Origin of the sequence: Flavobacterium sp. RSP46 (assembly GCF_003984825.1) — a bacterium.
Lineage (GTDB): Bacteria > Bacteroidota > Bacteroidia > Flavobacteriales > Flavobacteriaceae > Flavobacterium.
Window position 1 is genome coordinate 78,262 of sequence record NZ_RYDM01000003.1, and the last position, 13,587, is coordinate 91,848.

Sequence of the window (13,587 nt, forward strand, 5' to 3'; positions counted from 1 at the left end):
GTAAATATCGAGCAAATAAACTTATAAATCAATAAACCTATCAACAAATAAATAACCCAACATATTAACTTTTTCACCAACCTTTTATCAACGAAAATGAAAGACGAAATAATATTACGTGTAAAAGAAGCCCCGGTAAAGGATGTTGGAAGGGCAATTGCTAGGATTGACCCAAAAGACATGAAGTTGATGGGTTTGGAAAGTGGCGATGTGATTGTTATAGAAGGCAAACGTGCCACGCCTGTTAAGATTATGCCTTGTTTTCCAGAAGACAGGGACAAACGTATTATTCAGATTGATGGCATTACCAGAGAAAATGCTCAGGCTGGGATTGATGAAAAAGTGAAGATCATTAAAACTACCTGCCGCCAGGCTTCAAAAATAAAACTCAAACCTGATACAAACTCTGGTTCTTTATTTAAGGCCGATGACGCAAAATATATTGGTTCGCTCATCAATGGTCTTTCGGTAACAAAAGGAGATAAAGTGAGAGCCACCCTTTTTGGTTCCCGGGCGGTTAATTATACCGTAACCGGCACCAACCCTGATGGGGTGGTACTGATACACCCAAATACCACGTTTCAGCTTGAATTGACCAAGCAAGAAGGAGAAAATAAAAGTAAGGTTTCGTACGAAGACATCGGCGGACTTGGAAATCAGGTACAGCGCATTCGGGAGATGATAGAACTGCCCTTGAAGTATCCTGAAATTTTTGAACGTCTTGGTGTTCAGGCTCCCAAAGGTGTATTTCTGTATGGCCCTCCTGGAACAGGGAAAACGCTCATCGTTAGAGCGGTGGCTCATGAAACAGATGCTTATTTTATCAACATCTCCGGTCCGGAGATCATGGGGAAATTTTATGGGGAAAGTGAAGGCCGGATAAGGAAAATTTTTGAAGAGGCTCAGGCACATGCACCATCCATCATTTTTATTGATGAAATTGATGCTATTGCGCCCAAGCGGGAAGATATGGGTGGCGAAAAACAGGTTGAAAAGCGTGTTGTCGCCCAACTATTATCACTTATGGACGGATTGGAATCAAGGGGGAAGGTCATTGTAATTGGCGCAACCAACATTCCTAATTCCATTGATCCGGCATTGAGAAGGCCGGGACGTTTTGATCGCGAAATTTCTATCTCTATTCCCGATAAAATAGGCAGGCTGGAAATTCTTCACATCCATACTAGGGGAATTCCTTTGTCGCTGGATGTAGATATGGAAAAACTAGCAGAAATTACCCATGGTTTTGTGGGTGCTGATTTGGAAGCTTTAGCCAGGGAAGCCGCTATGACTGCTTTGCGGAAAATACTCCCACAAATCGATTTCGAGATGGCCGAAATCCCTTACGAACTTTTGATGTCGCTCGAAGTAACCATGGATAACTTTTTTGACGCGATGAAAGAAGTAGAGCCTTCGGCCATAAGGGAGGTTTTTGTGGAGGTACCCAATGTGAAATGGGATGATGTTGGCGGCCTCGATGAAATAAAAGAGGCTTTAAAGGAAACCGTAGAGTGGCCACTGATATATGACGACCTGTTTAAAAAAGCCGATACCAAACCTCCCAAGGGAATTATCCTTCACGGGAAACCTGGCACAGGTAAAACCTACCTGGCAAAAGCGCTGGCAAGCGAGAGCGGAGTTAATTTTATCTCTGTAAAAGGGCCACAAATTTTAAGCCGCTACATCGGTGAATCGGAAAAAGGGGTAAGAGAATTATTCAGGATGGCAAAACAGGCATCGCCTTGTATCTTGTTTCTGGATGAAATAGATAGCCTAACCCCCAGACGCAGTAGTGACGGTTCAGGTTCCGGGGTAATCGAAAGAGTGATTGGCCAGTTCCTTACCGAAATGGATGGTATTGAAGACCTGAAAGGAGTGATTGTGCTGGCCGCTACCAACAGAATCGATTTAATTGATCCAGCTTTGCTAAGAAGTGGCCGGTTCGATCTGATATTTGAATTGCCGTTCCCAGATGTAAAAACAAGGGAAAAAATATTCGGTATTCATACCCGGAATAAACCACTTGGAAAAAAAGTAAGCCTAAATAAACTGGCCCTGAAAACAGAAAGCCTCACCGGATCAGATATCGAATTTATTTGTCGTAAAGCGGCCATGCTTGCTATTCGAGAATTGATTGATAAAAGCAAAGGAAAATCGAAGGAAGTTACCGGAGAAATCATCATCATGGAGAATCATTTCGAAGAAGCGATCGGGCTGGTATTACAACAAAATTCAACGAAAAAAGGTTGATAGAAAGGTTGATAAGTTAAGGCGTTTATGAAATATTCATTTGAAAATATGGAAGTTTGGCAAACGTCAAGGAAACTAGTTAATATCAACCAATAAACCGATCAACCAATAAACTAATAAAATGACAACAAAAGGAATATACATCTATGGAATAGTGCCGAATTTTTACAGTACGGATATATTTAAATCATTTGAAAATTCAGGGATTTATGCCATCCCCTTCCAAAATATATCTGCCATTGTTTCCGACAGGGAGAGTGCACACATTGATTATTTAGACAGGGAAAGTTTGGGATACTTGCTGGTTCATCATCAAAAAACCATAGAAGAACTCATGGAGAAAGGATTCAACATGCTTATCCCTATGCGGCTCGGTACGATTGTAAACTCAAAGGAAGAGGTTATTAAAATACTTGCAAATGGCCATGATTTAGTTATTGATACCCTAAATAAAATTGAAACCCTGACAGAAATTGACTTAGTGGTTACTTGGGCTGATTTTTCTAATACCCTCATAGAGATTGGAAACCACCCCGAGATCATCGCAATAAGAGATGATATTCTAAAAAAGACAGATACGCTTTCACAAATCGACCAGATAAAAATAGGGATGCTAGTTCAGGAAAAAGTAAAAGAAAAAAACACAAAGGTTGAAACGAATATTTTGGATTCGCTGTCATCAATCAGTCTCGATATAAAATCACATGAGGTGATGAATGACGAAATGGTGGCCAACTCTGCTTTTCTCATTAACAGGAATAAAAAAGAAAAATTTGAACAGATAATTGACCAACTTGATGAAGAATACAAAGGCTTGTTGAACTTCAAATTGGTTGGACCCTTGCCCTGCTATAGTTTTTATACTATTGAAGTTAAAGAATTAGATCAGGAGAATGTGGCACAGGCAAAAATAGAACTTGGCTTAACAATAGAAACTTCTGACTCTGAAATAAAAAGGGCATATCAGGAAAAAGCAAAAGAATTTCATCCCGATGCAAATCAGAATAATCATAATAAGGAAAATTTCAATAGGATTAATAAAGCCTATCATACATTGCTCGAATATTCAGAAGCGGAAAGGCAATCTTCAAAAGAGAGTTTAACCTTTAAGGGAAAACAAAAAGTGAATGAAAATTTGATTTTGATAAAAATAAAGGAATAATATGCAACGTGACGGGAAATATATTTATTGCATCATTGCAACGGATTACGACATCAATCTGGGTCCAATAGGAATAGGCGGACGCGGCGACCTAGTCTCCACTATCAGTTTCGATGGCTTGTGTATGGTGGTGAGTGATCATCCCCTTAACACGGTAGTGGCTAATCCAGAAAACATGCTTGCACACCAAAAGGTTATAGAAGTGGTGATGCAGGAATTTAAGAGCATACTTCCCATTAGGTTTGGCACCATTGCGGCAACTCCTAACGAAATACGAAATCTACTTAACCGGAGATACAACGAATTTATGGAATTGCTCAAACAGTTTGAAAATAAAGTGGAGCTTAATGTGAGAGGAACATGGAAAAACATGCGAATGATATACAAAGAGATCGACAAGGAACACGTTGAGCTACAAAAAATAATGACCGAAATTGAAAAACTACATGATCAGGAAAGGAAGAACATGGAAATTGCAGATGCCGGAAATCTAGTAGCAGATGCACTGATTGAAAAGAAAGTAGAGGAAACTGAAACGATTATCGATGCTTTGCGCAGATCAGCATTCGAGTATAAACATAACAAAACAAATGGTGATGCCATGTTTATGAATACTGCATTCTTGGTGAATAGTGGCAGGGAGATCGAATTTGACCACATAATGGCCGACCTTGGTGCCAGATACGAGGACCGAAGTGATTTTGTATATACAGCTGCCTTACCTATTTATAATTTTATTGACCTGAAAATATTTCCAGAGAAATGGGAATTGTAATAGAAAAACAAAACGCTGATGACGCAGATTAATTAATAAAATAGTAACAACATATCTGAAGGATTTTATGGAAAAAGAAGTTGATATACCGAAAGAAGGAAAATATATTTATGGGATTATCAGGCATTCAGATCCATTAGACTATGGTCCGATTGGTATGGGTAAACGGACGGACCTGGTTTATGGGATAAATTTTAAAGATATTAGTGCTATCGTCAGTAATTCGCCGATCATCGAATACGAAGTCCGAAGAATAAACATGATCACTCACGAAAGAGTACTTGAAGAGGTTATGAAACAATTTACGGTTCTTCCTGTTCGGTTTTCAACTATTTCCGAACATAACGATGACTCTGGTATCCTGAGAATTCTTGAGAAAGATTACAAAAAATTTGATGACTTACTTACTAAAATGGAAGGCAAGAAAGAACTGGGTCTCAAAGTACTGACAAAGGAAGCTGTGATATATGAAAGTATCATTGAAAAATATGACGAAATTAGGTTACTCAGGGGAAAATTGATGAGTCTTCCGGCCGATAAAAGCCATTACCAGCGCATGAAAATAGGCGAAATGGTAGCAGAAGCACTCAAAAAGGAGACGGAAAATTACAAAAATAGCATTCTCGATATTTTAAATCCACTTTCTGTTGATGTAAAAATAAACGATAGCTACGGAGAAATGATGATTATCAATGTTGCCTTTCTTGTTAAAAACTTAGCTGAATCTGCATTTGATAAAGCTGTGAATGATTTAGAGGAGAAATTTGGCCGCTTTATGACCTTCAAATATGTAGGAACATTACCTCTCTATAATTTTGTCACCCTTGTAATAAACACTAAAGGAATATAATATGTTTTTAATCGATAGCATACTGTTAGCACCCCTAAAAGGAGTAGTTTTTATCGCTAATAAAATCAATGAGATTGTTGAGAAGGAAACGTCGGATGAAGGCTCCGTCAAAGAAAAACTGATGCGACTACAGTTGAAATTTGAATTGGATGAAATTGATGAAGAAGAATATGACAGAAGAGAAGATGAATTGTTGAAATTACTGGAAAATATAAGGAAAGATAAATAAGGAGTAAAAAATATGAGCAACATTATTGAAGTTAAAAAAGTAGTGATTAAGTTCCTGAGAGAGAACATCAAAAGTTATGATGTAACGGTCATAAAAATTGAAAAAGTGAAAGAAATCTGGAATGCTGTGGCAGAGGTATATGAAGACGATTCATTTCTAAAATCAATGGATCTTCCGTCAAAAAAAGTGCGGCTTTTCTATGCGGTCAAACTGGATGAAAATCTTGAAATTACATCCTTCGAACGGCATGGTTCCTTGGAAGGAATAGATAGCACTGACGAATATATTAATTAACAAATTTCTGTCATGATAAATGATCTGATATATGTTTATTGCATATCACGTACTCCTCCCCGGCTTATAACGGGCATGGGGTATAGTACAGTGGAATCACTTATGTTCGATGATTTTCACGTGATCGTTAAATATGTTTCCAAAAGTGAATTCTCTGAAGAAAATTTCAAAAAGAATTTATCAGATATTCAGTGGGCGGAATTAAACGCACGGAATCATATCAGGGTAATCAGCATGATTATGGAACAGAGTACTGTGATTCCTTTTAAATTTGGCACCATCTATCATACTAAAGCCAGTTTGAAAACCTTCATTATTGATTATGCTGACTCATTGATTGAAAGCTTCAATCATATCGAGGGAAAGGAAGAATGGTCGATTAAAATTTATTGCGATCGTAAAACACTGTGCGAGCAAATTGACGAATTAAGCGAGGAAGCTGCTGCGCTTGAAAAGCAGATTATGGAAAGTTCGCCTGGGAAAGCCTTTTTGCTGGGAAGAAAAAAAACTGACCTAATCGAAAATGAGATGGACAGGATTTGTAAGAACTACGGACAGAAATATTATGATGAATTTAAAAAACTGAGCGAATCAACCAGCCTCAACAATCTACTCCCGAAAGCGTTTACCGGAAGAGAAGAGACCATGATCCTCAATACCACCTTTCTTGTAAGTAAAAACAAAGTTGCTGATTTTATAAGTACAGTTGAAACATTGAAAAAAAAAGAAGGGGATTCCGGCTTTATTATTGAAGCAACCGGTCCCTGGCCACCATTTAGTTTTATTTCCATTAAAGAAAAACAATAATGCACAATAATGTAATCGACCGGTCTAAAGACATTACCATGCTTGAATTGCTTGACAGAGTATTGAACAAAGGGGTTATCCTCAGTGGGGATATTATAATTTCAGTAGCAGATATCGACCTGGTATATGTAGGAGTGAAATTGCTTCTAAGCTCTGTTGAAACCATGGAGCAGTTAAAGTCTGGAAAGCCAATAATTTTGTAGAAATGAAAAAAATGATTTATTCCATATTATCCGTAAAAAGAAATCCAGAGAAGTTAAATGCTCTGCTGGTTGGGATGAAGGGCATTTCTGGTTCTGACTTATGTGCTGTTTCTTTTGGTGAAATTACTGCTGTAGTAAGCGATGTAAAAAGAGCTGAATTAATTGCAGATAGATCCAATGCTATTGAATATGCAGGTGTGATCGAAAACCTTGCGCAACAATTTACAGTTCTTCCCATGCGATATGGCTCAATAATGGAATCAGCCGAATTAATTAATAAAATGCTCGAAAGAAACTACCATGAATTTCAACAAAATCTCCAGGAAGTTGAAAATAAGTATGAATTTGGGCTAAAGATTTTTTGTGATTCCGAAAAATTAAAATCAGAACTGAAGATAAAATCAGAGGCAGATACCCAAACAACCGAGAATTCTGCGACGGAAATCAAAAATTCAGTTTACAAGGATTATCTGGATAAAAAACTTAAAGAGCACAGGCTTGAGGAATTGATGCTAACTTATGTTAATTCGGTCATTGAAATGATCACTGGATACCTTTTCCGGTTAAACACCGTCAATAAATTCAAAAAAAGGGCAATAACAACAACAGCTATTATTGATGCCGTTTTCTTACTTGATATGGAGCGGAAAGATGGACTAATTCATGTAATTGGGGATTTGCAAAACCAATATCCAAGGCTTAACTTTGTCCTGACTGGACCTTGGCCTCCGTATAATTTTGTTGAAATCGCCATAAAATAATCGGTATGATAAGTGAAAATAAAATACTGTTTAATACCGGATCGCTTGATGAGCTTTCGGAGGAGATCGGGAAACTAACAAACAATGAAGAATCCAGGCTAAAGCTAGGCCCAGACAATGCTGATTCCGGCTTGGCAAAACTGGTACTAACCCTGGTTGAACTCATTCGTAAACTGGTTGAAAAGCAAGCTATGCGCAGAGTTGACGGGGGATCATTGACTGAAGATGAGATTGAACGGCTTGGTGAAACCCTTATGAAACTTGAACTAAAAATGGAAGAGCTGAAAAAGCACTTTAATCTTACCGACAGGGATTTAAACATCAATCTTGGCCCATTAGGCAATTTAATGTAATATAATGAGTAAAATTTTAGGTATAGATTTAGGAACCACAAATTCCTGTATAGCTGTTATGGAAGGTAATGAACCGGTCGTAATCCTTAACAGTGAAGGTAACAGAACAACGCCTTCTGTAGTAGGATTTACTGACAGTGGTGAGCGTAAAGTTGGTGACCCGGCAAAACGTCAGGCCATTAGCAATCCAGTAAACACGATTTTTTCCATTAAACGGTTTATTGGTGAATCATACGATCAGGTTGAGAAAGAGATTAGCAGATTGCCATATCAGGTTTCAAAAGGCGAAAATAATACACCCCGTGTAAACATTTCCGGGGAACTGTATTCGGCTCAGGAGATTTCGGCTATGATTCTTCAGAAAATGAAAAAAACAGCTGAAGACTACCTTGGACAAGAGATCAAGGAGGCGGTGATTACCGTTCCTGCCTATTTCAGCGATTCACAGCGGCAGGCAACCAAAGAGGCTGGTGAGATTGCAGGGTTTACAGTCAGACGTATTATTAACGAACCTACGGCGGCAGCTCTTGCCTATGGATTGGATAAAAGGCATACAGATATTAAGGTTGCAGTATATGACCTTGGTGGCGGAACTTTCGATATTTCGATACTCGAACTCGGAAATGGTATTTTTGAAGTGAAATCTACCAACGGGAACACTCACCTTGGTGGCGATGATTTTAATCAGCTGATCATTGACTGGTTGGTTGATGAATTCAGAAAAGACGAAGGTATAGATCTCCTTAGAGATTCTATGGTACTTCTGCGGTTGAAAGAGGCGGCCGAAAACGCAAAGATCGAATTGTCTGGATTGATGGAAACTGAAATTAACCTACCCTATATTATGCTGGTTCAAGGCATACCCAAGCACTTGGTAAAGAAGCTTACCCGTGCCAAATTTGAACAGTTGGTTGATAACCTGTTGCAGTCAACTATTCTATCTTGTCAGCAGGCACTTAAGAATGCCCGATTGAAGGTCTCCGATTTAGATGAAATCATCCTCGTTGGCGGATCAACCAGAATACCTGCTGTTCAAAAAATTGTGCGTGACTTTTTCGAGAAAGAACCTTCCAAAGGTGTTAACCCAGATGAAGTTGTCGCTATTGGCGCTGCCATCCAGGGTGGAGTTCTTGCTGGCGAAGTAAAAGATGTATTGCTACTTGATGTTACACCGCTTTCATTAGGTATCGAAACCCGGGGTGGTGTGATGACACGGCTGATCGAAGCCAATACAACCATTCCTACTCAGCAATCAGAAGTCTTTTCTACGGCTGCTGATAACCAACCCTCTGTAGAAATACACATATTACAAGGAGAACGGCCAATGGCTAACGATAACAAGAGCATCGGGAGGTTTCATTTTGATGGAATTCCGCCATTCCATAGGGGTATTCCTAAAATCGAAGTTACCTTTGATATTGATGCTAATGGCATTCTTCATGTGACTGCCAAAGATCAGTTAACTGACAAATCGCAGCAGATTCGCATTGAGGCCTCTACCGGACTTTCGCATGAGGATATTCACCGGATGAAGGAGGAAGCCAGGCAACACGCTGTTTCGGATAGAGAGACAAAAGAAAAGGTGGTTCAAAGCAATCAAGCCGACACTCAGATCTTCCAAACGGAAAAACAGTTAAAGGAATTTGGGGATACAATTCCAGGTAACAAAAAAGCTGCTATTGAAAATGCACTTGAAGAGTTGAAATCAGCGATTAAAAACCGAAGTTTTACCGATATTGAACAGGCTATGGAAACTCTGAGTACCGTATGCCAATTGGCTAGTGAAGAGTTGAGTATAGATCAAAGCTAAAAACCTTTCACAATGAAGACACTAATATATGTTCCCATCATTCATACAAGTGCCGACATGGGATCCATGGCAGCCGAGCTAACCCAGAAGGGTATTGATGAATTTGGGAGAGAATTTTGGGAAACACATGTTGATACCGTTAACAAATACTGGGAGATAATAAGCCAATATTGTGATACTATTGGGCTTGGCGGAAAAGTTGTAAAAATATACCAGGATGGAATGGTTGCGGATGGAGAGATCGCAATAAAAATCATGGAAGATAGCGTAAAGGCAGGAAGTAAGAACTATGAAATTATTTCAAGACTGGTCAAACGGGGAGCTATTATCGTGCGAACCGAGGATATTTCGATGGTTAAAAAAGAATTGGAAATGCTAAAATTGATACCCTCTTCCGGCCCATTAATCATGAAACTGATCAGGATTATTAGGTTTAAAATTAGCCGATCCAAACTGTTGAATCAACGGGATGAGTATATTGCTGGCAGGATTGCGGCAACACTCGGCCCAAATGAAACGGGTATAATCTTTCTTGGGGCTTATCATAATATTTTAGATAAACTGCCGAAAGATATAAGAATAAATGAACAAAAAGAAATCCATAAAGTAAGGGAATACCAAAAACTCCTTCCGTTCTATGCTATAAAAAAACAACGTTTTGAAGAACTCTCTCAGTACCTCATAAAACCTATAGTGAGCAAGTGACAGCAGGGTATTAACAAAGCCCTTATTTAGTATCTGATGATGGAGAGAACAAATCAAAATTCTGGGTTTGGCTCTCCACTTTTTTATCAATAGTTATTACATTTATTTGTTATGTTGTATAAATAATCTTTATTTACCCAAGGTTGTTGCACTAAATTGTATGTTGTTCCTGATGTTGGGTTTGAAGCTCCTACCCCATCTTGTCATTCCGTCCACATATTCCAAGTATCTAAAGCTACTCCAACAAAAGGTTATCCTTTTCCCTAAGATGAAAAATATTATACTACACCAATACTTCCTACAAAACTTTTTGTTTCCAATAATTTCAGGATTTAATTCAATTCTTTATTAGGTTAAGAAAGTAGCTCAATCCTTGGCTTTGTAAACCACCGCATCAAGTTTCATTTGCTTTATCATGCTCTCCAATCCTCCGGCACGTTTCATCGAAAGCATGCTTTTAAATCCTATCCTTTCAATAAAATTAAGCGGGGCTTTAATAATTTCATCAGGTGTATGCCCCGAAAGTACATGAATCAACATGGCAACAAGCCCTTTAGCATAATCGGCATTTGCATCTGCATAAAAAATAATTTTACCATCTTTTAATTCACTATATAACCACACATGTGCCTGGCATCCTTTTATCATACAGTTATCCGTTTTCAATGAAACGTCTAATGGTTTTAGATTTTTACCTAAATCAATCAGGTATCCGAATTTATCAAACAGGTCCTCAAACTCCGAGAATTCTTCCACGAGTTCCTGCTCTATATTTTCTATTGTTTTCATCTCTATCATTTTTGGTTTATTCGTTTAATTGATTTCACAATTGCGTTTGCAAAAACATCTATTTCCTCCTTTGTATTATAAAATGAAAAACTTGCACGCACAGTCCCCGGAATTTGATAATGTGCCATTAGTGGTTGCGTACAGTGGTGCCCTGTTCGTACTGCTATTCCCTGCGCATCCAGGAGCATGCCTAAGTCAAGCGGATGGATCCCATCCACAACAAACGAAATTACACTTGCTTTTTCTTTTGCCGTGCCGATAATTCGCAAATTATCAATCGCTGAAAGTTTTTCTGTAGCATACCCAAGCAGTTCGTGTTCATAAGTAGCAATATTTTCAAGACCGAGTACGTTGATGTAGTCCAGTGCCACTGCAAGACCAATTCCTCCTTCGATATTCGGAGTTCCTGCCTCAAATCGAAGAGGGGATTCTGCGTATTCTGATTTATCGAATGAAACTGTTTTAATGGTTCCGCCACCTACTTGATAATTCGGGAGTTTATTAAGCCATTCTTCTTTTCCGTAAAGTATTCCTACTCCTGTGGGAGCATAAACTTTGTGCCCGCTAAAACAATAAAAATCAGCATCTAAATCTTGCACATCCACTTTTATATGAGGGATTGATTGGGCTCCATCCACAAGCACAGGAATATTTTTCGAGTGAGCGATAGCAATCATCTCTTTTACGGGATTTACCGTACCAAGTGTGTTTGATACGTGTGTAATGGCGATCAGTTTTGTTTTTGCAGAAAGTAGTTTTTTATATTCGTCCATACACAATTCTCCGCTATCAGTGATTGGGATAACTTTAAGTACTGCATTTTTTTCTTCGCATAACTGTTGCCAAGGAAGAATATTACTGTGATGCTCCATCTCACTAACAACAATCTCGTCTCCGGAATTCACATACTTTTTCCCAAACACAGTGGCTATAAAGTTGATGCTATCAGTAGTTCCGCTTGTAAAAATTATTTCGTGTTCCTGTTTAGCACCTATATGTTTTTGAACAGTAATTCGGGCATTCTCATATTCATCAGTTACATCCTGACTCATTCGATGAACTCCACGGTGAATGTTAGCGTTCTGCACCGTGTAATATTTTATGAGGGCATCAATCACTTGTTGCGGTTTCTGTGTAGTAGCACCGTTATCAAAATAAATCAATGGCTTATTATTCACCATCCTTGAAAGGATAGGGAAATCTTTTCGGATTTTATGAACATCAAAAAGAATTACTTTTTCTAAGTTTTTTGGCAGTTTCATTTATTCCTTTTTATATGTTTATTTGTTCTTTTTTTTTCGAATCTTGTTAGACTATCTTGACCTACAACATTTACATAACCCAAGAAGTTATCAATAGCCGGTTCCTCAATTATGATTTCTATCTCTTCCTTTAAATCTTTCAGAATCATGCCTTCTTTAATTAGTGTTTGAATTTCTTTAACCCTTGAGATTTTTATAGGTATTAAATCATCTTCATTCGGGTAACTAAACCACATTATATTTTTTTCAATATCTGTTTTTTGACGGCTGGCGATACCTTTAAGCGTTTTAATTCTATTGAGATCATTGTCCTTCAAAGAAGATTTGTTGTTTTCTCGATCTTCTATTAAGCAACATTTGAATTCAGTCCATTGTTTATCTTTATTCCTGCCGTATAATGTAGCCCTAGTATTAAAATCTGTTAACCAGGCAGAATGACAAAACTCTCTTCCACAAGTACCGATACCACCTAAACGGGCGGCTTCCTCGAACAGGCTAATCTGACGCATTACTATTTTGATATGAAACGCTGTAGCCATTACCAGAATTAGTTCCCGGAAATCTACCCGTCCTTCAGCGGTATAATAGAAGGTGGCACTTGACTTATCCCCTTGATAATCAACATCACATATTTTCATCTTCAAGTCCAAATCTTTAGCTAAAATTCGGGCTTTATACATCGTTTCAGATTCCAAACCCTTCGCTGTTTTCCATTTTTCAATATCAGCTGATGTTGCCTTTCTATAGATTTTTTTAATGACTTCTTCCGTCTGGATATTGTGTTTTTTTAATTGCAACCTAACCAGTTCTCCTGTTAATGAAACATGACCTGTATCGTGTCCTCCAATGGTTTCAACAACTACTATATCTGTTTGTTTAAGAGATATATTTTCATGCTTCAAATAAAAATCTTTACGTCCTCCTTTAAATTTTACTTCAACAATGTTGAATGTTTGTTGATTGGGTGGCAATGGTATATCGGCAAGCCAATCATATATATTTAATTGACTATAACCACTGATTAGGGATGGTACATCATTTTTGTGTTTTGTAGTAGTATCCATAGCTATTGTATAAATTCCTTTTTCATGTTTGTCAATATATACTGTTTTGTTCCTTTTGCTGAGCATATTAAATTTTAATTTTTTATCTAAAATTAATTCACCTTTGCTCAATTACTTTAATAAACCGGTTCAACAATTATCTCTGTTAAAACCGAATTGGCTATAAAACATTCCCGGTGAGCACGGTGGTGCATTGCATTAATTATTGTTTTATCGGGTATATTATCTCCTTTGTTTTTCCAGTTTAAATAAACTTTATGTTCTGACATGTTT

General features: G+C 37.9%; 16 protein-coding genes. 12 read left to right on the forward strand and 4 right to left on the reverse strand.

Features of this window, described 5'->3' with window-relative positions:
• Positions 1-96 precede the first annotated feature (96 nt).
• The 12 genes from EKM01_RS06595 to EKM01_RS06650 all read left to right on the forward strand — a co-directional run bounded on the left by EKM01_RS06595 (position 97) and on the right by EKM01_RS06650 (position 10,199).
• A complete protein-coding gene (locus EKM01_RS06595) occupies positions 97-2,250 on the forward strand; it encodes a CDC48 family AAA ATPase (RefSeq protein WP_126561993.1) in 2,154 nt (717 codons plus the stop codon).
• A gap of 121 nt (positions 2,251-2,371) precedes the next feature.
• Positions 2,372-3,412 (forward strand): GvpL/GvpF family gas vesicle protein, encoded by a 1,041-nt coding sequence (locus EKM01_RS06600; RefSeq protein WP_126568584.1) that lies wholly within the window; start codon positions 2,372-2,374, stop codon positions 3,410-3,412.
• 1 nt (position 3,413) lies between these two features.
• Positions 3,414-4,187 (forward strand): GvpL/GvpF family gas vesicle protein, encoded by a 774-nt coding sequence (locus EKM01_RS06605; protein ID WP_126462343.1) that lies wholly within the window; start codon positions 3,414-3,416, stop codon positions 4,185-4,187.
• Positions 4,188-4,254: 67 nt separating this feature from the next.
• Entirely contained in the window at positions 4,255-5,037 is a 783-nt protein-coding gene (locus tag EKM01_RS06610) for a GvpL/GvpF family gas vesicle protein (protein ID WP_126554227.1), read from the forward strand.
• 1 nt (position 5,038) lies between these two features.
• On the forward strand, positions 5,039-5,266 hold the full coding sequence (locus tag EKM01_RS06615) for a gas vesicle protein GvpG (protein WP_126462349.1): 228 nt from the start codon (positions 5,039-5,041) through the stop codon (positions 5,264-5,266).
• Between the two features lie 12 nt (positions 5,267-5,278).
• Positions 5,279-5,560, forward strand: coding sequence for a gas vesicle protein GvpO (locus EKM01_RS06620; RefSeq protein ID WP_126462352.1), 282 nt, complete (start codon positions 5,279-5,281; stop codon positions 5,558-5,560).
• A 12-nt stretch (positions 5,561-5,572) separates the two neighbouring features.
• Positions 5,573-6,367: a GvpL/GvpF family gas vesicle protein gene (locus EKM01_RS06625; RefSeq protein ID WP_126564007.1), complete on the forward strand. Its 795-nt coding sequence runs from the start codon at positions 5,573-5,575 to the stop codon at positions 6,365-6,367.
• Positions 6,367-6,570, forward strand: a complete 204-nt coding sequence (locus EKM01_RS06630; protein WP_126462357.1) for a gas vesicle protein — start codon at positions 6,367-6,369, stop codon at positions 6,568-6,570. Before EKM01_RS06625 ends, EKM01_RS06630 begins: the two co-directional genes overlap by 1 nt.
• 2 nt (positions 6,571-6,572) lie before the next feature.
• A complete protein-coding gene (locus EKM01_RS06635) occupies positions 6,573-7,331 on the forward strand; it encodes a GvpL/GvpF family gas vesicle protein (protein ID WP_126462360.1) in 759 nt (252 codons plus the stop codon).
• 5 nt (positions 7,332-7,336) lie between these two features.
• Positions 7,337-7,684 (forward strand): gas vesicle protein K, encoded by a 348-nt coding sequence (locus tag EKM01_RS06640; RefSeq protein ID WP_231507434.1) that lies wholly within the window; start codon positions 7,337-7,339, stop codon positions 7,682-7,684.
• Positions 7,685-7,688: 4 nt separating this feature from the next.
• A complete protein-coding gene (dnaK, locus tag EKM01_RS06645; protein ID WP_126767502.1) occupies positions 7,689-9,494 on the forward strand; it encodes a molecular chaperone DnaK in 1,806 nt (601 codons plus the stop codon).
• A 12-nt stretch (positions 9,495-9,506) separates the two neighbouring features.
• Positions 9,507-10,199, forward strand: coding sequence for a hypothetical protein (locus tag EKM01_RS06650; RefSeq protein ID WP_233589305.1), 693 nt, complete (start codon positions 9,507-9,509; stop codon positions 10,197-10,199).
• A 366-nt stretch (positions 10,200-10,565) separates the two neighbouring features.
• Here EKM01_RS06650 and EKM01_RS06655 read toward each other — a convergent pair whose 3' ends face one another.
• From EKM01_RS06655 to EKM01_RS14660, 4 genes are read right to left on the reverse strand one after another with little or no spacing between them, the layout of a single operon-like run.
• Entirely contained in the window at positions 10,566-10,988 is a 423-nt protein-coding gene (locus tag EKM01_RS06655; protein WP_126462366.1) for a SufE family protein, read from the reverse strand.
• Positions 10,989-10,993: 5 nt separating this feature from the next.
• Positions 10,994-12,250: an aminotransferase class V-fold PLP-dependent enzyme gene (locus EKM01_RS06660; RefSeq protein ID WP_126767505.1), complete on the reverse strand. Its 1,257-nt coding sequence runs from the start codon at positions 12,248-12,250 to the stop codon at positions 10,994-10,996.
• Entirely contained in the window at positions 12,247-13,425 is a 1,179-nt protein-coding gene (locus EKM01_RS06665; RefSeq protein ID WP_126767508.1) for a stage 0 sporulation family protein, read from the reverse strand. Before EKM01_RS06665 ends, EKM01_RS06660 begins: the two co-directional genes overlap by 4 nt.
• A 5-nt stretch (positions 13,426-13,430) precedes the next feature.
• Entirely contained in the window at positions 13,431-13,583 is a 153-nt protein-coding gene (locus EKM01_RS14660; RefSeq protein ID WP_197037242.1) for a hypothetical protein, read from the reverse strand.
• Between the last annotated feature and the right edge of the window lie 4 nt (positions 13,584-13,587).

What these genes read in the sequence shown, in the direction of transcription:
- dnaK (WP_126767502.1), top strand. Translation starts at nt 7,689, where the DNA reads ATGAGTAAAATTTTAGGTATAGATTTAGGAACCACAAATTCCTGTATA.
- EKM01_RS06605 (WP_126462343.1), top strand. Translation starts at nt 3,414, where the DNA reads ATGCAACGTGACGGGAAATATATTTATTGCATCATTGCAACGGATTAC.
- EKM01_RS06635 (WP_126462360.1), top strand. Translation starts at nt 6,573, where the DNA reads ATGAAAAAAATGATTTATTCCATATTATCCGTAAAAAGAAATCCAGAG.
- EKM01_RS06620 (WP_126462352.1), top strand. Translation starts at nt 5,279, where the DNA reads ATGAGCAACATTATTGAAGTTAAAAAAGTAGTGATTAAGTTCCTGAGA.
- EKM01_RS06630 (WP_126462357.1), top strand. Translation starts at nt 6,367, where the DNA reads ATGCACAATAATGTAATCGACCGGTCTAAAGACATTACCATGCTTGAA.
- EKM01_RS06640 (WP_231507434.1), top strand. Translation starts at nt 7,337, where the DNA reads ATGATAAGTGAAAATAAAATACTGTTTAATACCGGATCGCTTGATGAG.
- EKM01_RS06655 (WP_126462366.1), bottom strand. Translation starts at nt 10,988, where the DNA reads ATGAAAACAATAGAAAATATAGAGCAGGAACTCGTGGAAGAATTCTCG.
- EKM01_RS14660 (WP_197037242.1), bottom strand. Translation starts at nt 13,583, where the DNA reads ATGTCAGAACATAAAGTTTATTTAAACTGGAAAAACAAAGGAGATAAT.
- EKM01_RS06650 (WP_233589305.1), top strand. Translation starts at nt 9,507, where the DNA reads ATGAAGACACTAATATATGTTCCCATCATTCATACAAGTGCCGACATG.
- EKM01_RS06610 (WP_126554227.1), top strand. Translation starts at nt 4,255, where the DNA reads ATGGAAAAAGAAGTTGATATACCGAAAGAAGGAAAATATATTTATGGG.
- EKM01_RS06615 (WP_126462349.1), top strand. Translation starts at nt 5,039, where the DNA reads ATGTTTTTAATCGATAGCATACTGTTAGCACCCCTAAAAGGAGTAGTT.
- EKM01_RS06595 (WP_126561993.1), top strand. Translation starts at nt 97, where the DNA reads ATGAAAGACGAAATAATATTACGTGTAAAAGAAGCCCCGGTAAAGGAT.
- EKM01_RS06625 (WP_126564007.1), top strand. Translation starts at nt 5,573, where the DNA reads ATGATAAATGATCTGATATATGTTTATTGCATATCACGTACTCCTCCC.
- EKM01_RS06600 (WP_126568584.1), top strand. Translation starts at nt 2,372, where the DNA reads ATGACAACAAAAGGAATATACATCTATGGAATAGTGCCGAATTTTTAC.
- EKM01_RS06660 (WP_126767505.1), bottom strand. Translation starts at nt 12,250, where the DNA reads ATGAAACTGCCAAAAAACTTAGAAAAAGTAATTCTTTTTGATGTTCAT.